Below are 20,771 nucleotides of genomic sequence, written 5' to 3' on the forward strand. Positions count from 1 at the left end.
GTCAGGGGCGGGAGGCGAGCAGCGTGAATTGCGTCACATCAATGAAAACGGTTACATACAATTCTGCAACCTTTGTGATGGCGGTCATTATCCTGCGTTGTCAGTGATGCGTGATTTACCGGCTGAGAGCAGCGTAAACCGCCGCCACAGCCATTCCAGCGGACCCTGTGCGACGAAATGTAACCAGATGAGAGAAAACAGAATATTGATGAGCCACACCGCAGGCACCATCAGCACCAGCTCCAGCCGGGTGAAGTGCATATAGAAGCCAAAGCGATAGAACAATGTAGTGCAGATCACGGTCTGAAGCAGGTAGTTGGTCAGCGCCATCCGGCCCATGCACTGGATGGCATAGCTGATGCGCCAGCGCGCGATCTGCGGCCAGTAAGCCAGGCAGAGTGCGGTGTAGCCCAGACTAATTAGCGGGCTGGCAAGGTCGCGCGGCGCTTGCAGGTAAAATGCGGTCCAGCGAAACTCCCAATGTAACAGCCATTGCGCTGCCACACCGGCCACCGCAATGGAGAACCCAATGATTAACAGCAGCGCCGCCGCCTGACGATAATGCCGTGCAGGGAATTCGCCAATCAGCCAGCCGCTGCGCAGCAGTGCGCCACCGATCATCATCAGACCTGCCAGCTGCCAGCCATACTGCGCTGCAAGCGCCATCAGCCCTGACGAAAGATGGTCCAGCCGGTTCTGTATCGCGTCCCAGCCGCCAGCAAGTTTCCAGAACTGTTCATATTGCAGTTCTGCTGCACCCGGCAGCCAGGAATTAGTCGGCTCAGGAGAGGAGATCGACCCAAACACCAGCAGCACCCCGCAGCCGACCAGGTAGAGCAGAATGCCGGTATTCATCAGGCTGCGGGTGGAGGGAACATCACGCAGTACCCGCCACACCACCAGCCCGATAATGCCGTAGTCCAGCAGGATGTCCCCTTCCCAGAGAAAAACCCCGTGAACAAAACCGATCAGGACCAGAAGGGAAAGCCGGGCTGTGAGCCAGCGACTGCCGCGCGGCAGCTGCATTTGCAGACCCGCGCCAAACAGCAGCGCAAACAGCGTGAGGAATTTGAGCTGAGCAAAAACGTCAGAGAGTGCCCATGTCCAGGCATCGGAAAGCGTGACGCTACCCTGCCAGGCTGGATTAAGGTAGGCGGCTGAAGGCAGACCGAAGCCGACAATATTGAGCAGCAGAATGCCGAGAATGGCACATCCACGAATGAAATCCAGCGCGTGATAGCGTTGCATGCGGCACCTGCACATTGAGGCGGGCAACGTTATGCGCCCGCCATAAACTCAACTATGGCGCACCGCGCGCAAAAATTCCTGACGGGTGTTCTGACTGGACTTGAACAGGCCACCCAGCGACGTCGTGGTAGTGGCGCTGGTGGCATCTTTTACGCCACGCGCTTTGACACAGTAGTGCACCGCATCAATAGAAACAGCCACATTGTTAGTGCCCAGCAGCGTCTGCAATGCAACCAGAACCTGCTGCGTCAGCCGCTCCTGCACCTGCGGACGCTGAGCAAAGAACTGCACGATGCGGTTAATTTTCGACAGGCCAATCACCTTTTCTTTGGGAATATAGGCGACGGTAGCCTTGCCATCGATGATCACAAAGTGGTGTTCACAGGTGCTGGTCAGGGTGATATCACGCACGGTCACCATCTCATCGACCTTCATTTTGTTCTCAATGACGGTGATTTTCGGGAAGTTTGCGTAGTCGAGGCCGGAAAAGATTTCATCCACATACATTTTGGCGATGCGATGTGGCGTTTCCATCAGGCTGTCATCTTCAAGATCCAGATTCAGCAACTGCATAATCTCGGTCATGTGCCCGGCAATCAGGCTCTTACGCGTTTCGTCATCAATGTCGCGCGTCGGTGCACGTAACGGCGTTTCCAGTCCACGCGCCAGCAGCGCTTCGTGAACCAGGGCAGCTTCCTGACTTAAGGTGCTCATCTACTCTTCTCCGGCTGGTGTTGCGCCCGCAAGCTTTTGCCTGCGGGCCCTGTAATCAGGCGCGTATTGTGAAACTTTCTTTGCGGGGAATCCAGCAATCAATCAGATTGGTGATGAAAGCTTTTCACTCAATTCTTCGCCAGACCAGCAGGCCTGCCCAGACCAGACTCACCCCTGCCACCCAGAGCGCAGGCTCAAGCCGATGTAACAAGGCCGTTGAGAGAAAAGAGAGCAGCGGGCCGACAAGTTGTCCAATCGCATAGCCGGTCGTCAGCAGGCCAGCCATGAATCGCAGATGGTTGGGCGCCAGTTCGCGGGCGCAGAGCATAGACAACTGCACCACACTCAGGAAGCCGCCTCCGACCAGCAACGCACCGGCCAGCAGGCCACTAAAGCCGGGCAGCAGCGCCGCAGCAAACACACCCAGCGCCTGTGCCCAGAGCACCAGCGCCAGGCGGACATGGCTGTGCCCCCAGCGCCGCGTCAGAATACCCAGCAGGATGCCGATCATTGCCGCCCCGCCAAATATCGGCCAGACAAACTGCGCGAAGATGCCGTCAGGAAAACGTGTGGCGGCCATCTGCGACAGAAAAGTCGCGGGCAGGATGTAGCCAAACCCTGCCAGACTGTAACTCAGCACCAGCCGTTTAAGATTGCGGTTCAGCACCAGCGGCTCGGGTGCCTGATCCGGACGATGCAGTTCGCCGCGACGCGGTAAATTACGGGTGATTAACGCAATCAGCAGCAGCGCCAGCGCCCCGTAAGCAGCCCAGGCAAGACCGGCGGAGACCTGGAATGTGTGCAGCGCTACCCCCAGCAAACCACTGACAAAAATGCCGCAACCCGGTCCGGCAAACACGGCCGCCGACAACCCTGCCCGCCCATGCCGATGCAGCTGTTCGTTGCTCCAGGCCGCCACCAGCACCATCGCCCAACCGCTGGCCCAGCCAATCAGAAAACGAATAGCGCCATGCAGCCACGGGCCGGTTGCCAGTGCCGAGAGCAGCGTCAGGATTACCGCGCCCCATACACCCGCCTGCAGCCGCAGTTCGACCCTTTGATGCGCCCGCATCGCATCAAAGGAGCCACACAGGTAGCCTAAATAGTTGAGGGCTGCGACCAGGCTGGCACTGGTAAGCGTCAGCTGGTGAGCCTGAATCATCAGTGGCACCTGCGGCGTAAAGGCAAATCGCCCTATGCCCATCGCCACAAATAAAGTTAAAAATGCACTGAGCGCGACGCGTAACGCCATTGCTGAACTCCTGTTGTTCTGCCCTGAGATCTCTTCTGACTTGCTAATAGCATGCAGGATGACTAAACTCACGGAAAGTGAATAATATTAACCAACTTGTTTACAGGAAGAGAAGATATGGATTTAGTTCAGCTGCGTATGTTCTGTTCCGTCGCCGAAACGGGTTCACTGGCGCGCGCAGCAGAACATCTGCATCGCGTCCCCTCTAATCTCACCACGCGGCTGCGTCAGCTGGAAGAGGAATTAGGTGTTGATCTCTTTATTCGTGAGAAGCAGCGCATTCGCCTGTCGCCGATGGGCCATAATTTCCTGAATTATGCGCAACGCATTCTGGCGTTAAGTGAAGAAGCGATGAGCATGACCCGAACCGGCGAACCGGCGGGAAACTTTGCACTGGGCTCCATGGAGAGCACCGCAGCGACCCGCCTGCCTGGCCTGCTCGCCGCCTATCATCAGCGCTTTCCTAAAGTGGCGCTGTCGCTGATTACCGGCACCTCAGGCGAAATTATCGATCGGGTCCGTGAAGGCACCCTGGCCGCTGCGCTGGTGGATGGCCCGGTTTCTCATGATGACCTGAATGGCTGCATCGCTTTTCGCGAGGAGATGGTGCTGATCACCGGGCTGGATCATGGGCCAATCACCACGGCGCGCGACGTGCAGGACGATACTCTGTTTGCGTTCCGCAACAGCTGCTCTTACCGGGTGAAGCTGGAGAGCTGGTATCGCGACAGCCAGACCGCACCCAACAGTGTGATGGAGATTCAGTCCTATCACGCCATGCTGGCCTGCGTAGCGGGCGGTGCAGGGGTCGCGATGATTCCGGCTTCGGTGCTGAAGCAGATGGCGGATCGGTCGCGGGTGCAGGCGCATACCCTGCCCGCAGCTTATCGCGACACCGCCACCTGGCTGATGTGGCGGCGTGACGCCTTTACCCCGAATGTAGAAGCGCTGAAATACCTGATTATTGAACAGTTTGACGATCGTCCGCTCAACGATGAGCTGATCCACCCATTGCAGGCGACGGAATAAGCGTTCCACGCTATGTTTAACTCACGAAAAAAGGCGCTATTACGCGTCACAATCTGACTGGAAGAGGGATTGCATGAACATGATCAAAACCCGTGCCGCGGTTGCCTGGGCTGCTGGCGAACCACTGAAAATCGAAGAAGTGGATTTAATGCCACCGCAAAAAGGTGAAGTGCTGGTGCGTATTGTCGCGACCGGTGTCTGTCATACCGACGCCTACACGCTCTCCGGCACTGACCCGGAAGGTGTTTTCCCGGCGATCCTTGGCCATGAAGGCGGCGGCATCGTGGAAGCGGTGGGCGAAGGAGTAACCAGCGTGGAAGTGGGAGACCATGTCATCCCGCTTTACACCCCGGAGTGCGGCAAATGTAAGTACTGTCTGTCGGGCAAAACTAACCTCTGCCAGGCGATTCGCGCCACCCAGGGTAAGGGCCTGATGCCGGACGGCACCACCCGCTTCTTCAAAGATGGCAAACCGATTTTCCATTACATGGGCACCTCGACCTTCTCTGAATACACCGTCATCCCGGAGATCTCACTGGCAAAAATCAGTAAAGAAGCACCGCTGGAAGAGGTTTGTCTGCTGGGCTGTGGCGTCACGACCGGCATGGGCGCGGTAATGAACACCGCCAAAGTGAAAGAAGGCGACACCGTGGCGATCTTCGGTCTCGGCGGCATCGGTCTTTCTGCGGTGATTGGCGCGAAAATGGCGAAAGCAGGCCGTATCATTGCCATCGACCTCAACACCAGCAAATTCGATCTGGCACGTAAACTGGGTGCCACCGATCTGATTAACCCGAAAGATTACGACAAACCGATTCAGGATGTGATTGTCGAGCTGACCGACGGCGGCGTGGACTTCTCGTTTGAGTGTATCGGTAACGTCAACGTAATGCGTTCCGCACTGGAGTGCTGCCACAAAGGCTGGGGCGAGTCTGTGATTATCGGTGTTGCCGGTGCCGGTGAAGAGATCTCTACCCGTCCGTTCCAGCTGGTAACCGGTCGCGTCTGGCGCGGTTCCGCGTTTGGTGGCGTAAAAGGCCGTTCACAGCTGCCAGGCATTGTGCAGGATTACCTCGACGGTAAATTTGCCCTTAACGACTTCATCACTCACACCATGCCGCTGGAAGAGATCAACGACGCCTTTGATTTGATGCACGAAGGAAAATCGATTCGCTCGGTCGTGCACTTTAACAAGTAATCAGGAGGCGTTATGGCATCCACTCTGGAGCTACTGGAAGAACACCGTATTTTTGGCGGCTGGCAGCAGCGCTGGCGTCATCAGTCAGCCGTGCTGAACTGCCCGATGACCTTTAGCATCTATCTGCCCACCCCGCACGGTGATGCACCGCCGCCGGTGGTCTGGTTTTTAGCCGGCCTGACCTGTAACGACGAGAATTTCACCACCAAAGCGGGCGCGCAGCGCGTTGCAGCGGAACTGGGTCTGGTGCTGATTATGCCGGACACCAGCCCGCGCGGTGACGGCGTGGCGAACGATGAGGGATACGATCTGGGTCAGGGTGCGGGATTTTATCTCAATGCCACCCAGCAACCCTGGGCGAGTCATTTCCGCATGTTCGACTATCTGAGCAGCGAGTTACCTGCCCTGATTGCGGATAACTTCAAGGTCAGTGAACGCCAGTCAATCATGGGTCATTCTATGGGCGGACACGGCGCGCTGATGCTGGCGCTGCGTCTGGGTAACCGCTTTGCCTCGGCTTCAGCCTTTGCACCGATTGTGAATCCAATGCAGGTGCCTTGGGGCCAGAAAGCGTTTCAGGCCTATCTGGGCGACGATCGTGCGGCGTGGCGGGAATATGACAGCTGCCAGCTGATGGCGGAAGTCTCCCATCGGTTGCCAATGCTGATCGATCAGGGTGACAGCGATCAGTTCCTGGCCGATCAGCTGCAACCAGAGCGGTTAGAGGAGATCGCCCGCGAGGTGGGCTTCCCGCTGACGCTGCGTATCCAGCCGGGTTATGACCATAGCTACTTCTTTATTGCCAGTTTTGTGGAAGATCATCTTCGCTTCCATGCCCAGCATCTGCTGGCGTAAATAATCAGGGCCGCTATTGCGGCCCTCTTTTTTTGCATGCTGTAAAGGCGGGAACATGGTTGCAACGTCAGCGCCCTGCCAGCCCTGCACTCCCCTTTCCGAAAGAGGCGGATACTTCAGCCGCCGCAACCTTAACCTGACGATCAGACTAAGGCCGGACCGGTCAGCCCATCGATCATCACCTGGGGAATGCCACGTGAGCAGTGTTCGATACGGCCGTTGACGCCATACACTTTTGCCAGGGTAGCCGGCGTAATCACCTTATCCGGCTGCCCTTCTGCGACCAGCGCGCCCTGCTTAAGCATCAGGGCATGTTGCGCATGACGCAGCGCGATGTTGATGTCATGCACCACCACCACCGTCACAATGTTGCGCTGGGCCGTTTCGCGGCGCACCAGGTCCATGACGTGGAACTGGTAATTGAGATCCAGCGCGCTCAGCGGTTCATCCAGCAGCAGCAGTTTAGGGCGACGGATTAAAGATTGCGCCAGCCCGACCAGCTGCTTCTGTCCGCCCGAAAGCTGATCAAGGTAGCGCATCGCCAGATGGGCAATGCCCAGTTTTTCCAGCAGATGCATGATTTCCGCTTCACTGCTGGCACTGTGCAGGCCACCGGAGGCACGCTGTGCCACGATAATCGATTCCAGCACATGCAGATGCACGCCCGCAGGCAGCGACTGTGGCAGATAGACTACGTTTTTCGCACGGCGGGCAAACGGCTGAGTCATGAGATCTTCACCGTTAAGCCACATCTCGCCCTGACCTTTATTCAGACCAGCCAGTGCACGCAACAGCGTCGATTTACCGCAACCATTCGGTCCCAGCAGAACGGTAATCTCACCGCGTGGCAATGGTGCCACGTTGAGGTTTTCAATCACTTTATGTTTGGGATAACCGGCACTGAAGCCGCGTAATGTCAGACCCGTTTCCATTATACCGTCCCCCGATGACGCAGAATAATACTCAGGAAGAACGGCACACCAATCAGTGACGTCACAATACCCACGGGAATAATGACACCCGGCAGCAGGTTTTTCGACGCGACTGACGCCAGGGAGAGCACCAGCGCGCCAACCAGCGCACTGGCAGGCAGATAGAAACGGTGATCTTCACCAAACATCATGCGAGCAATGTGGGGTGCGACCAGGCCGATGAAGCCGATGGGGCCCACAAACGCCACCGCCAGCGCCGAAAGGATACTGATGCGCAGCAAGGTGGTCAGGCGCAGCCGGCGCACGTCGATACCAAAGCTCACGGCGCGATCTTCACCCAGACGCAGCGCCGTCAGCTTCCAGCTGCTCATCATTGAGAACGGCACCAGGATGGCCAGCGCCACGGTCAGCACGCCCAGCTTCTCCCAGGAGGCGCGCGCCAGGCTGCCCATGGTCCAGAACACCAGACCCTGCAGCGTATCTTCGCTGGCAATGAACTGCATCATCGAGACCAGTGCGTTAAAGGTAAAGACCAGTGCAATACCGAACAGCACGACGCCCGCAGAGGAGACCTGCGTCCAGCGGGTCACGGCATCCAGCATCAGCGCGGCAAACAGTGCAAAGACAAAGGCGTTGGCTGAGATTAACCACTGATCAGGAATGCCAGGAATACCAACGCCGAGAATGATCGCCAGTGCGGCACCAAACGCCGCTGCCGATGAGACACCGAGCGTAAACGGGCTGGCCAGCGGGTTATTCAGGATAGTCTGCATTTCTGCGCCTGCCAGGCCCAGCGACAGCCCGACCACCAGCGCCATCAGTGCATAAGGCAGACGAATATCCCAGACGATAACACGGGTACCGGCATCGACACTGTCGGGGCTGAGCAGCGTATTCCACAGCGTGTCCAGTGAGAGCCCGGCCGGACCGAGCGTAAAGTCGAGGATTAATGAGGCAATAATTGCCACCAGTAATACGCCAATCCAGATCAGGCGGCGGCGCAGCACCTGATGATAGTTTTGCATGGTGTGGTGAAGCGTCTCTTCCCCCGCCAGCAGCGAAGTTTCGGTAGTCATTTTTGAACCCTGTGTGGCTATCACGTCAGAAAACGCAGTCACAATAGTGCAGGTGATAATAATTATCAATTCGTTCGCATAAGCGAGGCGAGAAAAAGCAGTAAAAAATGGTGTTGTTAGGGGAACGATAATGGCAGATATAGCGCCTTGACGTTAAAGATGGGGAAGATGCTCAGGGCGCATACGTCTTTCGCAAAGACGTATGCGCCTATCGCTTTAAGGCCGGGAGCTGCCTCAAGGCGCTGTGTCAGGTACCTGACTTAACAGCGCCAGCGCACAGTTCTAATCTTTATGAACCGGGAACTCCATCTCGCTGTACTTCACGAAACGGCTGCCGCGCGTCAGCCTGTAGCCGAACCAGATAATCAGGAACAGCGGAAGGCCAATGTAGGTGGCCGCTACGCTGTACCAGTCAATGCTGTCGTTAAGGAATGCCTGATAGTTCTGACCCAGCGTAATGATCAGGCAAAGCACAAAGGCGAAGATCGGCCCCAGCGGGAAGAAGCCGGAACGGTAAGGCAGATCGTTCAGGTCATGTCCCTGGGCGACATAGCCGCGGCGGAAACGATAGTGACTGATGGCAATACCCAGCCAGGCGATAAAACCAGTCATGCCTGAGGTATTCAGCAGCCACAGATAGACTTCCTGATTACCAAACTTAGAGGTCAGGAAGCACAGCCCGGCCACAACGGTCGTCGCCCATAAGGCATTGCGCGGCACGCCGCCTTTGGAGAGTTTCGCGAAAATGCGCGGCGCTTTGCCTTCACTCGCCAGGTTGTAAAGCATACGCGTTGAGGCGTACATACCGGAGTTACCGGCTGACAGCACCGCCGTCAGGATCACCGCATTCATCACCGCTGCCGCGGAGAGCAGACCGGCGTTCTGGAACACCAGGGTGAACGGGCTGACGCTGATATCGTCTATGTCGTTATGCAGCAACTGTGGATCGGTGTACGGCAGGATCAGACTGATAATCAGGATGGCGAACACATAGAACAGCAGGATACGCCAGAAAATCTGCCGCACCGCGCGCGGGATATTTTTGGCCGGATCTTCAGATTCGCCCGCCGCGATACCGATCAGCTCGGTGCCCTGGAAGGAGAATCCCACAATCATCGCCACGCCAATCATTGCCGCAAAGCCACCCGCAAACGGCGCATCGCCAACCTGCCAGTTATGCCAGCCCGCATGCTCCGCACCGCGCATAATGCCGATAATCATCAGCACGCCAACAATGATAAAGATAATCACGGTGGCCACTTTAATCAGCGAGAACCAGTATTCCGCCTCGCCAAAGCCTTTCACCGAGATGTAGTTAAGCAGAAATATCAGACCCAGGAACAACGCGCTCCAGATCCAGCCTGGCGTGTCAGGGAACCAGTAGGTCATCACCAGCTGGGACGCCACCAGGTCAACTGCGATGGTCACCGCCCAGTTGTACCAGTAGTTCCAGCCGAGGGCGAAGCCAAAACCCTCTTCGACATATTTCGCGCCGTAGGTGGCGAAAGAACCCGAGACGGGCATAAAGGCGGCCAGCTCACCGAGACTGGTCATCAGGAAGTAGACCATCAGGCCGATGAGCATATAGGAGAGAAGTGCTCCACCGGGGCCAGCCTGTGCGATGGTTGCGCCAGAGGCGACAAACAGGCCAGTACCGATTGAGCCGCCGATGGCGATCATCGTCAGATGACGGGCTTTTAACGCACGTCGTAATGCAGGTTGTTGTGTTGTATTTGGGTCATTATGCATGTGTTAACGCTACGCTGGGTAAAAATGAGGCGCGATTGTAGCAGCCAGACCGCCTCTGTATAGCTGATGCCATGCTGTTATAAGTTATGTTCATGATCGCGCCCGAATTATTAGCGGTCACTCACGGCAATAGGACAAAAAGCGCGTCAGCGCTTTTGAAATATGCTTCTGCCGGTGATGAATGCGGTAGAGCGTTCGGGTCAGACGCGGCAACGGAATCGTCAGTTCTGTCAGCGTGCCCGCCTCCAGCAGATCGGCAATCACCCGGCGTGAAAGACAGCTGATCCCCATGCCATGCCGCACTGCATGCTTGATCGCTTCGGAGTTGCCCAGCTCCATGCCCAGCTGAAAACTTGGCAGGTGTGACAACAGCAGATAGTCGACGATTTCACGGGTGCCCGAGCCACGCTCGCGCAGGATCCAGGGCGCTTCGGCCAGCGTTTTCAGCGTCACCGGCTGTTGCAGGATCGCGGCGTCAGGTGCGGCAAACACCACCAGTTCATCTTCCAGCCAGGGTTCACTGACCAGCTCGGTCATGTGACACGGCCCTTCAATCAACCCGACGTCTACGCGAAAATCGGAAACCGCCTGAATCACATCCTGACTGTTTCCGACGCTCAGCTCCAGCGGCAACCCCGGAAAATCACGGCGATAAGCGGCCATCATGCCCGGCAGCAGATAGTTACCGATGGTGCTGCTGGCGAAGATGCGGATTGCGCCGTTATCCTCTTTGAACAATTGCTCAATTTCACCTGCCTGCTCCAGCAGTCCTACCGCACGCGGATAGAGCAGCCGCCCGTGCTCATTTAGCACCAGCCGTTTGCCGACCCGATCAAACAGCTGCACCCCGAGCTGACTCTCCAGATCGGCCAGCGCCGCGCTGACTGCGGACTGCGACAGCGCCAGCAACTGCGAAGCCTGCGTCGTTGAACCGCTTTTGAGCACTTCGGTGAACACTTCGATTTGCCGCAGCGTAATGTGCATTGTTGCCTCTTAACTCAATGAATGCCTGACAAGATAAATCATTAATGCCAGCCAGAGCAGCCCGGCGATGCCCAGCCAGCCTGCCATTTTTTTACCGCGCGCACGCTGAGACTGCGCTTTCGCGATGCTGCTGATACGCACGTCTTTCGGCAGCAACCGCATCAGCACCATGACGCCCGTCGGGATAATCACCGCGTCATCCAGCAGACCAACAAACGGGATCACATCCGGGATGAGATCGATCGGGCTGACGCCATACGCGACCAGCCCCAGCATCGCCACTTTGTTCCACCAGGGCGTGCGCGGATCGCGAAAGGCAAACCACAGCACCCGGGCATCTCTTTTGATCAGCGTCGCCCAGCGGCGCAGACGCGAAACTATCATGATTGCGGCCTTATCGTTTATTCTGGTCAATTATAAATATATTATCAATTTCACTTTTAAGCCAGTCGCCGTCATGATCATGACTCAACCATGAGGAGTGACCACCATGACCGAACTGAGCATCGCTAAACCCCATCATCCTGTTACGCTCTGGTTCCCCGGTCTGCTGCTGACTGCCGCGATTGCCGCGGCTGCCAGCTGGCTCGCACAGCAACCGGTGGTGGCAGCAGCGGGGCTGGGTTCACTGACCCTGGCAATCATGCTGGGCATCCTGGTCGGCAATAGCGTCTTTACGCCTCTGGCGTCGCGCTGCGACAGCGGCGTGATACTGGCTAAGCAGAAGCTGCTGCGGCTGGGGATCATCCTGTTTGGATTTCGCATCACCTTACAACAGATTGCCGACGTTGGTTTTAGCGGCATCCTGATTGATGCGCTGACGCTGAGCAGCACCTTCTTTATTACCTGCCTGCTGGGCATCCGGCTGCTGAAACTGGATCGCGATACCGTCTGGCTGATTGGCGCGGGCAGCAGCATCTGTGGGGCAGCGGCCGTACTGGCGACCGAGCCAGTGGTAAAAGCCGCCTCCTCGAAAGTGGCGGTGGCTATTGCAACCGTGGTGCTGTTCGGCACGCTGGCAATCTTTATCTATCCAATGCTGTGGCCGCTGGCGCACCATCTTTTTCCAGGCCTGAGTGCATCGCAGTTTGGGGTATTTACCGGTTCGACCATCCATGAAGTGGCACAGGTCGTGGCTGCCGGACACAGCATCAGTCCCGATGCCGAGAACAGCGCGGTGATTGCCAAAATGCTGCGGGTGATGATGCTGGCCCCGTTCCTGCTCTGCCTGAGTGCAGTGCTACGCGGCAAACGCAAAGCGAGCAACGCGCGTCAGCCGGTGACGTTTCCCTGGTTCGCCCTGCTGTTTATCGCAGTCGCGCTGTTTAACTCGCTGCAGCTGCTGCCTGCCACGGTAGTGGCCACGCTGAACGAGCTGGCGGGTCTGCTGCTGGCGATGGCGATGGCGGCTCTGGGATTAACCACCCGTTTTAGCGCATTACGTGAGGCGGGCGTTAAACCGCTGCTGCTGGGCGCACTGGTATTTGGCTGGTTAATCGCGGGTGGCGGCACCATCAATCTGCTGGTGCAACATTTCATGGGCTAACAGCATCGGGTATCATGCCGTTTCATCCGTGCATAGCCCCAGGAGAAAGGCATGAAATATATCGGCGCACACGTGAGTGCGGCAGGTGGTGTGGATCAGGCAGTGATTCGCGCCCATGAAATAGAAGCCACCGCCTTTGCCCTCTTTACTAAAAATCAGCGTCAGTGGAAGGCCGCCCCGCTCTCCACTGAGGTGATTGATGCTTTTCGCGCCGCCTGCGAGACGTACAAATTCAGTCCGCAGCAAATTCTGCCGCACGACAGTTTTCTGATTAACCTCGGTCATCCGGTTGAAGAGGCGCTGGAGAAATCCCGCGCGGCCTTTATTGATGAATTAAAACGTTGTGACCAGCTCGGCCTGACGCTGCTGAACTTCCATCCCGGCAGCCATCTGCATCAGATTGAAGAAGAGGCCTGCCTGAAGCGGATTGCGGAGTCGATCAACATCGCCCTCGACCAGAGCCAGAATGTGACCGCCGTCATTGAGAATACCGCCGGTCAGGGCAGTAACCTCGGATTCCGCTTCGAGCACCTCGCCACCATTATTGAACATGTCGAAGATAAGTCGCGCGTCGGCGTCTGCATTGATACCTGTCATGCGTTTGCTGGCGGGTATGACCTGCGTACCGAAGCGGACTGCGAGGCAACCTTTGCTGAGTTTGAGCGCATTGTCGGCTTTGATTATCTGCGCGGTATGCACCTTAACGATGCCAAAAGCGCCTTCGACAGTCGCGTTGACCGCCATCACAGCCTGGGTGAAGGGAATATCGGCAAAACCGTATTTAGCTGGCTGATGAAAGATCCGCGGTTTGATGGTATTCCGTTAATTCTTGAGACTATTAATCCCGACATCTGGAAAGATGAGATTGCCTGGCTGAAAGCTGAACAGCAGGGATAGAAAAAGGGAGCCAGCTGGCTCCGAGATTTTTGACAAAGTCAGGCCTGGTTGCTGTAAGACTGAGCCTGAACAGGGAACAAGGTCAGATCGGAAAGACGTAAAAGCAAACAGGGAGCCACCGGCTCCCTGTTATTATCACTTCAGCAGATTATGCATTTCTGCACATCAGGCTTTCGCCAGCTGCTCTTCCGGACGTTTCAGTATCGCATAGCCCAGACCCGCAACCGCAGTACCGATGACAATCGACATCAGATAACCGACAACCGGGGTAATGGCGCCAGGGATCAGCAGTACAAACAGTCCACCGTGCGGTGCCATCAGTTTCGCGCCAATCGCCATGGAGATCGCGCCGGTGATTGCGCCGCCCACGATACAGCAAGGCAGAACACGCATCGGGTCACGGGCTGCGAATGGAATCGCACCTTCAGAGATAAAGCAGAGACCCAGAACCAGTGCCGCTTTACCACCTTCCTGCTGACCTTTGTTGAATTTACGACGGGCAACCAGCGTAGCCAGACCCATCGCCAGCGGTGGCACCATACCGGCTGCCATGATGGCGGCCATCGGTGCATACGTCTGCGAACTCAGTAAGCCGACGCCAAATGCGTAAGCCACTTTGTTCACCGGACCGCCCATATCGGTACACATCATGCCGCCCAGGATTGCGCCCAGCAGGACCGCATTCGCCGTGCCCATGTTAGCCAGCCAGTGTGTCAGGCCATTCATGATGCCCGCAACCGGTTTGCCCACCACGTAGATCATCAGCAGGCCGGTGATCAGACTCGCGAACAGCGGGATAATCAATATCGGTTTCAGCGCTTCCATACTCTGCGGCAGTTTGACTTTGCCGCTGATCAGCTTCGCTGCATAACCGGCAATAAAGCCCGCGATAATACCGCCTAAGAAGCCTGCATTGATGCTGGTGGCGATCATACCGCCAATCAGACCTGGCGTCAGACCCGGACGGTCAGCGATGGAGAAGGCGATAAAGCCCGCCAGCACTGGTACCATCAGAGCAAAAGCGCTGCCCCCACCGATTTGCATCAGCGCAGCGGCCAGAGTGCCCTGTTCTTTAAACGCTGTGATACCAAAAGCAAACGACAGGGCGATGCTCAGACCACCCGCGACCACCATCGGCAGCATGTAAGAAACACCGGTCAGCAGGTGACGATAAGCCCCTGCCCCGCCTTTCTTCTCTTCTTCACTGCTATTGCTCTGTCCACCAGCCACCGCTTTATACGGCTTCGCTTCTGCAACCGCTTTATCCAGTTCCTGCGCGGTTTTCTTCAGCGCCAGACCGGTTGAGGTGCGGTACATCGGCTTCCCGTCAAATTTCGCCAGATCCACTTCGATGTCAGCTGCGACGATCACCAGATCGGCGGCAGCAACTTCTTCCGGGGTGATGGCGTTACCCGCACCCACTGAACCGCGAGTTTCAACTTTCACCCACCAGCCGCGACGGGTCGCTTCAGCCTGAATAGCTTCGGCAGCCATAAAGGTGTGTGCCACGCCGGTCGGACAGGCGGTAACGGCCACAACGCGTTTCTGCGCGCCAGCCTGAGCCGGTGCTGCAGCTGATGCACCTGCAGGTGTTGCCACAGCCGCAGGAGCCTGCCAGGTTTTGGCTTCAGCTTTGGCGCGGTTAAGGAAGGTTTCCGGCTCGCGGACCGCCAGCTGGATATCACCCAGCCAGACCGCTTTGCCGTTCAGCGCCGCATCATCCGGCACGTTTTTACCCAGCACAATCGCCAGTTCAGCGTCGGCAGGGTTCTCAGTCAGGGTCAGGCCCGCAGCAGCTGCGGCGGCAGCCAGACGTTGTTGCGCCATATATGCGGAAGCCAGTCCCAGTGTAGGGTCTTTAATCAGCAGCGTTTTCATTATCGCTCTCCTGCTGTCAGTTAACGGGTTGTAAGTCGACACGCGCCATCATTGCGGCCAACTGCGTACGATCGGAAACGCCAACGTTGCTCTGGCTGACGGCCATCGCCGCCACGGCAGTCGCAAGACGCAGCGTGTGTTCGCTGGATTCACGCATCAGCAGGCCATAAATCAGGCCGCCCACCATCGAATCACCGGCACCCACGGTGCTGACGACTTCACACACCGGCGGTTTAGCAATCCATTCGCCTGACGCGTTGACCCACAGTGCGCCTTCCGCGCCCAATGAAATCACCACATGGGCGATGCCCTGCTCGCGCAGTTCGTGCGCAGCGCCAATCACATCCTGCAGACCAGGCAGTTTGCGACCGGCCCAGATCTCCAGCTCACGGCGGTTAGGTTTCACCAGCCATGGTGCGGCTTTCAGTCCTGCCACCAGCGCCTCGCGGCTGCTGTCAAAAATGATGCAGGGGCAGTGAGTACGCAGTTCGGTCATCCAGCGGGTAAAGGCATCGTGATCAACGCCTTCTGGCAGGCTGCCGCTGACGCAGACCATGTCGAACTGGCCCAGCCAGGTCAGAGAATCAGCCGTAAAACGATCCCAGTCCTGACCCGTGACCTGGAAACCGGAGAAGTTCAGATCGGTAACGTCGCCGGTCTGTTCAGTGAGTTTAACGTTAATACGGGTACGGCCCGGCACCACCTGGAAACGGTTGGCAATGCCCAGCTCGCTGAACAGCTGCTGGAAGCCGTCCTGATTCTCTTTACCCAGGAATCCACCCACGGTGACATCGATACCCAGGTCTTTCAGGACTTTAGCAACGTTGATGCCCTTGCCCGCCGCGTGCAGCCCGGTGGTTTTCACCAGGTTGACTTCGCCGCGTTCAATTTCAGGGGTATATCCCACCAGGTCATACGCCGGATTCAGCGTGATGGTGGCGACGCGTCTGCTCATGCTGCCCCCTCGCCCAGACCGCTGTTGATCGCCTCTTCAATGGCGGTCAGCGCCTGCTGTGCATCGTCACCGCTGGCGGTGAAGCGCAGGCGATGGCCTTTCTTCACGCCCAGCGCAACCACTTTCATCAGGCTACGGCCGTTAGCAGGTTTACCGCTGCCGTCGAGATTGGTCACCGTGATGTCGCTGTTGAACTGCTTGATTACGCTAACCAGCGCGGTGCCTGGACGGGCATGGAGACCATGCTCGTTGCGAATAGTGAATTCTGCGGTCAGCACCTCAGCCTGCTCATCAACTTCGCTGGTCAGCAGTGCGTAAACACCTGCCGCATCCGCTTTAAGCAGGCGATCTGCTTTGTTCTGCTGCAGTAATGCGCTGAGGTAACCCAGCACTTCCAGTGGACGTTCATCGGTCGCTGAAACGCTGATTAACAGCGCCGCGGATTCGCCCTGATGGTCGAATGCATGTTCAGCGCGGCTGATGGCAACACCGCTGCGCAGGTTGCCGAGGCTGCTGTCGCTGAGCCAGATGCCCTGACCCAGATTCAGCGGAGCCGTCGAGACCACGTCTGCGACGTAGCTCGCATCCACCACACCCGCGGACTGCAGCCGGCCAGCATTCATTGCCTGCAGAGTGATCAGATCGCTGGCAGCGACGTTGAGCGTAATTAATGAGGTGTCAAAGCTGAACTCGGCGGCCTGTTTTTCGCCCATCAGCAACGCACGGAGATCTTCAGCAGAGGCGGTTTTGAGCTGTTCAGCAATGGTGTCATCGCTCAGAACATGGGTCAGTTGACGCAGCAGCGCCAGATGCTCATCCGACTTAGCGGCAATCCCGATGGCGACATAAGCAGTCTGATCGTCACCCCAGGCAATGCCCTGCGGGAACTGAAACACCTGAACACCGGTTTTCAGGACCATGTCTCGGGTATCGGTGGTGCCATGGGGAATTGCGATGCCGTTGCCGAGGAACGTTGAGGTTTGCTGTTCGCGGGCCAGCATGCCATTGACGTAGCCTTCCGTCACATTACCCGCAGCGGTTAACGCGGCAGCAACCTGACGAATGGCCTCTTCTTTATTCTGGGCGCTGGCTCCGGTATGGATGGCCTGCAATTCGAGCTGGAACATAATTCTCCTCGCTTGCTGAGATTGAATCGTTTCAGCCAGTGGGGGTTTTTTTACGCCATGCTGTTGAAAACAGGTGGCGCAGTCACCGCTGAAACGTTTCAGGGATTGTGGTACAGCAATTTTCCGGAGGCAAGAGAATGCGCAAACGGCGTAACAGATTTTTGACGTTACGCACATTTCAGGGGGATTATGGGGAATAAAAAGTGAACAGGCTGACGCGGTTGCTGTAATGCAGAGATCTGTGGACCGAAAATGTCAGCAGCGTCAGCGCTTCAGGGGGCAGTATCGGCTTCGAGCTGAAGTAAGTATGTCATCGCCTCCTGGCGTGAGTTGCCACACATGCTGTATGCAGGCTGCAGGCCTGCGCAGACGGCAGGACGCAATGGCGAACCAAACAGTTTGCAGCGCAGTAAGTCATCGAGCTGAACGCAGGGCGTGTTCGCGGGCTTGCCGTCAGGCATGCCAGGAATGGGTGAAGAGATCGAGGGCGCTGTACAACAGGCACCGCACTGGCTACGGCATTGCATGCTGTGCTCCGGCAGAGAAAGTCGCGGCGACAATAGCAGTCCGGGGCAGAAATTGCCATGAAAGCCGCGGCCTGACATAAAATTTCGCCACCACCATATTGCCAGTTTTCACCGGCACGCGTAACGTTGCGCGCACTTCACTCTCAAGATAGCGAGAACAGCAATGCCAAAAGCCAATGAAATCAAAAAAGGGATGGCCGTCACGCACAACGGTAAACTGCTGCTGGTTAAAGACATTGATGTCCAGAGCCCCAGCGCACGCGGTGCTGCCACCCTGTATAAAATGCGCTTTACCGATGTCCGCACCGGTTTAAAAGTTGAAGAGCGGTTCAAAGGCGACGAGATTATTGATGCGATTTCGCTCAGCCGTCGCAGCGTCACCTTCTCTTATATAGATGGTGATGAATATATTTTCATGGATGACGAGGATTACACCCCTTACTCCTTTAAGCAGGAGCAGATCGAAGAAGAGCTGCTGTTTATCCCTGAAGGCGGCATCCCTGGCATTCACGTGCTGACGATGGAGGGTCAGGTACTGGCGCTGGAACTGCCACAAACCGTGGATATGGAGATCGTGGATACTTCACCAGGCATTAAAGGGGCTTCCGCCAGCGCCCGTACCAAACCAGCCGGAATGAGCACAGGCCTCTCTATTCAGGTTCCGGAATATTTGAGCAACGGTGACCGCATCCGTATCCATATCGCTGAACGCCGTTACATGGGCCGCGCTGACTAAACCGCCAGCCTGCTGCTGATCGCGATAATGTTATAGTATTACACTATTGCGTTATTTTCTGGCGGGGGCGTCCCATGACACGCGTTAATCTGATTACCGGTTTTTTGGGCAGCGGCAAAACCACGCTGCTCTGCCATCTGCTGGCAGCGCGGCCCGCAGGAGAAAAGTGGGCGGTGCTGGTCAATGAATTTGGCGAGATTGGGATCGACGGTGCCCTGCTGGCCGATCGCGGTGCCACGCTGAAGGAGATCCCCGGCGGCTGCCTGTGCTGCGTTAACGGTCTGCCGATGCAGGTTGGGCTGAATATGCTGCTGAAGAGCAAGCCCGACCGACTGCTGATTGAGCCAACGGGTCTGGGCCATCCGCGTCAGGTGTTGCAGATGTTAAGTGCGCCGGTGTATCAGGCGTGGCTGCAACTGAACGCCACTCTGACGCTGCTGGATGCTCGTCAACTGGCTGAGCCGCGTATTGTTGCCAATGAAAACTTTCGCGATCAACTCGCTGCCGCCGACATTATTATTGCTAATAAGCGCGACTGCTGGAACGAAGAGGACCGTCAGCGCCTGGCTGACTGGCAGCAGCAGATGCAGCCTGCTCGTCCTCTGATACAGACCGAATTCTGTCAAATCCCCCTTTCCCTGCTTGATGCCCCTTATCTGCCGCGCGACCTCCCTGCGCCGCATCACCATCATTCGTCGCCCCCGACCAGCGGTCTGGCGGCATTACGACTGGATGGCGAGGCGCGATGGCGTCGGGCGCTGAACCACGGCCAGGGCTATAGCGCCTGCGGCTGGCTGTTTGATGCTGACACGCTGTTTAGCCGCGATGCGCTGCTGGAGTGGGTCCGGCTGGCAGCGGTCGATCGCATTAAAGGGGTAATGCGCACGCCAGAAGGCACAATGCGTATTAACTGCCAGGCAAAAGAGTTGCAAAGTGAGACATTCACCTCACTGCCGCCCGATAGCCGTATTGAGATCATCCATTCTCAGCAGGTCGACTGGAATCAGCTACAATCGGCATTGTTGAAGTGCCGTTTACGCTAAGACAGGTATTGTCGGCGGTTATTTTTTTAATGAGTTTTAATTATGCGCGTAACCCGCCTTATTACTATCCTGCTGCTCAATGCACTGGGCATAGTGCTGTTTCTTTCCTGGTATTTGCCGCCTGAACACGGTTTCTGGTTTGGCATCGATAAATCTGTTTTCTTTGGCTTCAATAATCAGATGGGCACTCATCCGCTCTTCGCGCTGATCGTCGCTATCACCAATTTTCGTGGTTTTGATGCGGTATCCCTGCTGGCGATGGGTCTGCTTTATCTGTCGATCTGGCGGCAGGAAACGCCAGAGGCCAGGCGTCGGATGCTGGCCATTGGTATCACCATGTTGTTAACCGCCGTGGTGCTTAATCAGCTGGGCCATTTATTGCCCGTGAAACACTCGAGTCCGACGCGATTCTTTGATCACGTTTATCGCGTCAGTGAATTAACCGGTATTCCCGCTAAAGATGCCTCAAAAGACAGTTTCCCTGGGGACCACGGTATGATGCTGATCATCTTCGCCTGCTTTATCTGGCGTTATTTTGGTTTCAGCCGTTTTATCGTTGCCGCCGCTATTGTGGTGATATTTTCACTGCCGCGCGTCATGGCGGGCGCGCACTGGTTTACCGATATTGCCGTCGGTTCACTGTCGGTCGTTTTAGTCGGACTGAGCTGGTGGCTATTAACACCAGCGAGTGACGTATTGGTTAACTGGTTTTATCGCAAATTACCGGGTAAATATAAGCCCGTGATGTAAATGTTAAGCGCGGTCGGTTTACCCGCCAGGTTCATAACCGCCCGCGCTTATAAAAAACAGCTCCTCACTATTAGGCTGCTAATTAAATTCACGAAAAGAAAAGGTTATGACCCGGCTTACGCGTTAACGGGTCTTCACACCAGGCTGTCAATTAAGAAAACACTGAAACAGCAGGCTATGCCCCGAATTGACCTCCCTTTCATCCCCTGTTCTCACCATTATTTCCCCACAATTGTCTCTAAAATAGTCAGTGTGTTACAGTTTGATTCTCATCA

At 56.5% G+C, this 20,771-nt stretch carries 20 protein-coding genes; 8 read left to right on the forward strand and 12 right to left on the reverse strand.

The genetic code is table 11. The features are described 5' to 3' along the window. Positions 1 to 87 precede the first annotated feature (87 nt). The 3 genes from yeiB to Q7C21_RS01410 all read right to left on the reverse strand — a co-directional run bounded on the left by yeiB (position 88) and on the right by Q7C21_RS01410 (position 3,214). Positions 88 to 1,248, reverse strand: coding sequence for a DUF418 domain-containing protein YeiB (yeiB, locus tag Q7C21_RS01400; protein ID WP_375150282.1), 1,161 nt, complete (start codon positions 1,246 to 1,248; stop codon positions 88 to 90). A gap of 48 nt (positions 1,249 to 1,296) precedes the next feature. After that, entirely contained in the window at positions 1,297 to 1,962 is a 666-nt protein-coding gene (folE, locus tag Q7C21_RS01405; RefSeq protein ID WP_008926107.1) for a GTP cyclohydrolase I FolE, read from the reverse strand. 124 nt (positions 1,963 to 2,086) lie between these two features. Beyond that, a complete protein-coding gene (locus Q7C21_RS01410; RefSeq protein ID WP_008926108.1) occupies positions 2,087 to 3,214 on the reverse strand; it encodes a YbfB/YjiJ family MFS transporter in 1,128 nt (375 codons plus the stop codon). A 117-nt stretch (positions 3,215 to 3,331) separates the two neighbouring features. On the opposite strand from Q7C21_RS01410, the gene Q7C21_RS01415 reads away from it, so the two are divergent. The 3 genes from Q7C21_RS01415 to fghA all read left to right on the forward strand — a co-directional run bounded on the left by Q7C21_RS01415 (position 3,332) and on the right by fghA (position 6,296). Beyond that, entirely contained in the window at positions 3,332 to 4,243 is a 912-nt protein-coding gene (locus Q7C21_RS01415; RefSeq protein ID WP_003854125.1) for a LysR family transcriptional regulator, read from the forward strand. Between the two features lie 73 nt (positions 4,244 to 4,316). Next, positions 4,317 to 5,441: an S-(hydroxymethyl)glutathione dehydrogenase/class III alcohol dehydrogenase gene (locus tag Q7C21_RS01420; protein WP_003854127.1), complete on the forward strand. Its 1,125-nt coding sequence runs from the start codon at positions 4,317 to 4,319 to the stop codon at positions 5,439 to 5,441. 12 nt (positions 5,442 to 5,453) lie between these two features. Beyond that, positions 5,454 to 6,296, forward strand: coding sequence for an S-formylglutathione hydrolase (gene fghA, locus Q7C21_RS01425; RefSeq protein ID WP_008926109.1), 843 nt, complete (start codon positions 5,454 to 5,456; stop codon positions 6,294 to 6,296). 143 nt (positions 6,297 to 6,439) lie between these two features. On the opposite strand, the gene Q7C21_RS01430 is transcribed toward fghA, so the two are convergent. The 5 genes from Q7C21_RS01430 to Q7C21_RS01450 all read right to left on the reverse strand — a co-directional run bounded on the left by Q7C21_RS01430 (position 6,440) and on the right by Q7C21_RS01450 (position 11,421). Next, the gene (locus Q7C21_RS01430) at positions 6,440 to 7,228 is read right to left on the reverse strand and encodes an ABC transporter ATP-binding protein (RefSeq protein ID WP_140916260.1); all 789 of its coding nucleotides are present in this window, start codon (positions 7,226 to 7,228) and stop codon (positions 6,440 to 6,442) included. Then, positions 7,228 to 8,304, reverse strand: coding sequence for an iron ABC transporter permease (locus Q7C21_RS01435; RefSeq protein WP_105098971.1), 1,077 nt, complete (start codon positions 8,302 to 8,304; stop codon positions 7,228 to 7,230). The genes Q7C21_RS01430 and Q7C21_RS01435 overlap by 1 nt, the downstream gene beginning before the upstream one ends. A gap of 282 nt (positions 8,305 to 8,586) precedes the next feature. Further along, positions 8,587 to 10,053 (reverse strand): amino acid permease, encoded by a 1,467-nt coding sequence (locus tag Q7C21_RS01440; protein WP_375150283.1) that lies wholly within the window; start codon positions 10,051 to 10,053, stop codon positions 8,587 to 8,589. A 117-nt stretch (positions 10,054 to 10,170) separates the two neighbouring features. After that, on the reverse strand, positions 10,171 to 11,037 hold the full coding sequence (gene yieE, locus Q7C21_RS01445) for a DNA-binding transcriptional regulator YeiE (RefSeq protein WP_003854133.1): 867 nt from the start codon (positions 11,035 to 11,037) through the stop codon (positions 10,171 to 10,173). 9 nt (positions 11,038 to 11,046) lie between these two features. Further along, positions 11,047 to 11,421 (reverse strand): YkvA family protein, encoded by a 375-nt coding sequence (locus tag Q7C21_RS01450; RefSeq protein ID WP_003854134.1) that lies wholly within the window; start codon positions 11,419 to 11,421, stop codon positions 11,047 to 11,049. Positions 11,422 to 11,527: 106 nt separating this feature from the next. Between Q7C21_RS01450 and Q7C21_RS01455 the strand changes: the two genes are divergently transcribed. Together Q7C21_RS01455 and nfo are read left to right on the forward strand one after the other, a co-directional pair. After that, positions 11,528 to 12,583 (forward strand): YeiH family putative sulfate export transporter, encoded by a 1,056-nt coding sequence (locus Q7C21_RS01455; protein WP_375150284.1) that lies wholly within the window; start codon positions 11,528 to 11,530, stop codon positions 12,581 to 12,583. Between the two features lie 51 nt (positions 12,584 to 12,634). Continuing rightward, positions 12,635 to 13,480 carry a deoxyribonuclease IV gene (nfo, locus tag Q7C21_RS01460; protein ID WP_003854136.1) on the forward strand — a complete coding sequence of 282 codons (846 nt, stop codon included), beginning with the start codon at positions 12,635 to 12,637 and terminating at the stop codon, positions 13,478 to 13,480. A 165-nt stretch (positions 13,481 to 13,645) separates the two neighbouring features. On the opposite strand, the gene fruA is transcribed toward nfo, so the two are convergent. From fruA to Q7C21_RS01480, 4 genes are all read right to left on the reverse strand, one after another. Continuing rightward, positions 13,646 to 15,358, reverse strand: a complete 1,713-nt coding sequence (gene fruA, locus Q7C21_RS01465) for a PTS fructose transporter subunit IIBC (RefSeq protein ID WP_110411237.1) — start codon at positions 15,356 to 15,358, stop codon at positions 13,646 to 13,648. 16 nt (positions 15,359 to 15,374) lie between these two features. Continuing rightward, entirely contained in the window at positions 15,375 to 16,313 is a 939-nt protein-coding gene (gene fruK, locus Q7C21_RS01470) for a 1-phosphofructokinase (RefSeq protein ID WP_003854138.1), read from the reverse strand. Beyond that, positions 16,310 to 17,440 carry a fused PTS fructose transporter subunit IIA/HPr protein gene (fruB, locus tag Q7C21_RS01475; RefSeq protein ID WP_314508965.1) on the reverse strand — a complete coding sequence of 377 codons (1,131 nt, stop codon included), beginning with the start codon at positions 17,438 to 17,440 and terminating at the stop codon, positions 16,310 to 16,312. Before fruB ends, fruK begins: the two co-directional genes overlap by 4 nt. Before the next feature lie 272 nt (positions 17,441 to 17,712). Next, positions 17,713 to 17,967: a YkgJ family cysteine cluster protein gene (locus Q7C21_RS01480; RefSeq protein ID WP_003854141.1), complete on the reverse strand. Its 255-nt coding sequence runs from the start codon at positions 17,965 to 17,967 to the stop codon at positions 17,713 to 17,715. A 163-nt stretch (positions 17,968 to 18,130) separates the two neighbouring features. Between Q7C21_RS01480 and yeiP the strand changes: the two genes are divergently transcribed. The 3 genes from yeiP to Q7C21_RS01495 all read left to right on the forward strand — a co-directional run bounded on the left by yeiP (position 18,131) and on the right by Q7C21_RS01495 (position 20,496). Beyond that, complete coding sequence (gene yeiP / locus Q7C21_RS01485; protein ID WP_003854146.1) at positions 18,131 to 18,703, forward strand: elongation factor P-like protein YeiP; 573 nt, start codon at positions 18,131 to 18,133, stop codon at positions 18,701 to 18,703. 74 nt (positions 18,704 to 18,777) lie between these two features. Continuing rightward, the gene (locus Q7C21_RS01490) at positions 18,778 to 19,746 is read left to right on the forward strand and encodes a CobW family GTP-binding protein (RefSeq protein ID WP_375150285.1); all 969 of its coding nucleotides are present in this window, start codon (positions 18,778 to 18,780) and stop codon (positions 19,744 to 19,746) included. 42 nt (positions 19,747 to 19,788) lie between these two features. Continuing rightward, complete coding sequence (locus tag Q7C21_RS01495) at positions 19,789 to 20,496, forward strand: phosphatase PAP2 family protein (protein WP_003854148.1); 708 nt, start codon at positions 19,789 to 19,791, stop codon at positions 20,494 to 20,496. Positions 20,497 to 20,771: the final 275 nt, after the last annotated feature.

Origin of the sequence: Pantoea sp. ANP04 (genome assembly GCF_041982285.1) — a bacterium.
GTDB classification, from domain to species: Bacteria; Pseudomonadota; Gammaproteobacteria; order Enterobacterales; family Enterobacteriaceae; genus Pantoea; species Pantoea eucalypti.

Bases quoted from the DNA above. Each gene is read 5' to 3' on its own strand.
- yeiP (WP_003854146.1), top strand. From the start codon at position 18,131: ATGCCAAAAGCCAATGAAATCAAAAAAGGGATGGCCGTCACGCACAAC.
- fruK (WP_003854138.1), bottom strand. From the start codon at position 16,313: ATGAGCAGACGCGTCGCCACCATCACGCTGAATCCGGCGTATGACCTG.
- Q7C21_RS01480 (WP_003854141.1), bottom strand. From the start codon at position 17,967: ATGCAATGCCGTAGCCAGTGCGGTGCCTGTTGTACAGCGCCCTCGATC.
- Q7C21_RS01420 (WP_003854127.1), top strand. From the start codon at position 4,317: ATGAACATGATCAAAACCCGTGCCGCGGTTGCCTGGGCTGCTGGCGAA.
- Q7C21_RS01410 (WP_008926108.1), bottom strand. From the start codon at position 3,214: ATGGCGTTACGCGTCGCGCTCAGTGCATTTTTAACTTTATTTGTGGCG.
- Q7C21_RS01440 (WP_375150283.1), bottom strand. From the start codon at position 10,053: ATGCATAATGACCCAAATACAACACAACAACCTGCATTACGACGTGCG.
- nfo (WP_003854136.1), top strand. From the start codon at position 12,635: ATGAAATATATCGGCGCACACGTGAGTGCGGCAGGTGGTGTGGATCAG.
- fruB (WP_314508965.1), bottom strand. From the start codon at position 17,440: ATGTTCCAGCTCGAATTGCAGGCCATCCATACCGGAGCCAGCGCCCAG.
- Q7C21_RS01495 (WP_003854148.1), top strand. From the start codon at position 19,789: ATGCGCGTAACCCGCCTTATTACTATCCTGCTGCTCAATGCACTGGGC.
- Q7C21_RS01430 (WP_140916260.1), bottom strand. From the start codon at position 7,228: ATGGAAACGGGTCTGACATTACGCGGCTTCAGTGCCGGTTATCCCAAA.
- fghA (WP_008926109.1), top strand. From the start codon at position 5,454: ATGGCATCCACTCTGGAGCTACTGGAAGAACACCGTATTTTTGGCGGC.
- Q7C21_RS01450 (WP_003854134.1), bottom strand. From the start codon at position 11,421: ATGATAGTTTCGCGTCTGCGCCGCTGGGCGACGCTGATCAAAAGAGAT.
- folE (WP_008926107.1), bottom strand. From the start codon at position 1,962: ATGAGCACCTTAAGTCAGGAAGCTGCCCTGGTTCACGAAGCGCTGCTG.
- fruA (WP_110411237.1), bottom strand. From the start codon at position 15,358: ATGAAAACGCTGCTGATTAAAGACCCTACACTGGGACTGGCTTCCGCA.
- Q7C21_RS01415 (WP_003854125.1), top strand. From the start codon at position 3,332: ATGGATTTAGTTCAGCTGCGTATGTTCTGTTCCGTCGCCGAAACGGGT.
- Q7C21_RS01455 (WP_375150284.1), top strand. From the start codon at position 11,528: ATGACCGAACTGAGCATCGCTAAACCCCATCATCCTGTTACGCTCTGG.
- Q7C21_RS01490 (WP_375150285.1), top strand. From the start codon at position 18,778: ATGACACGCGTTAATCTGATTACCGGTTTTTTGGGCAGCGGCAAAACC.
- yieE (WP_003854133.1), bottom strand. From the start codon at position 11,037: ATGCACATTACGCTGCGGCAAATCGAAGTGTTCACCGAAGTGCTCAAA.
- yeiB (WP_375150282.1), bottom strand. From the start codon at position 1,248: ATGCAACGCTATCACGCGCTGGATTTCATTCGTGGATGTGCCATTCTC.
- Q7C21_RS01435 (WP_105098971.1), bottom strand. From the start codon at position 8,304: ATGACTACCGAAACTTCGCTGCTGGCGGGGGAAGAGACGCTTCACCAC.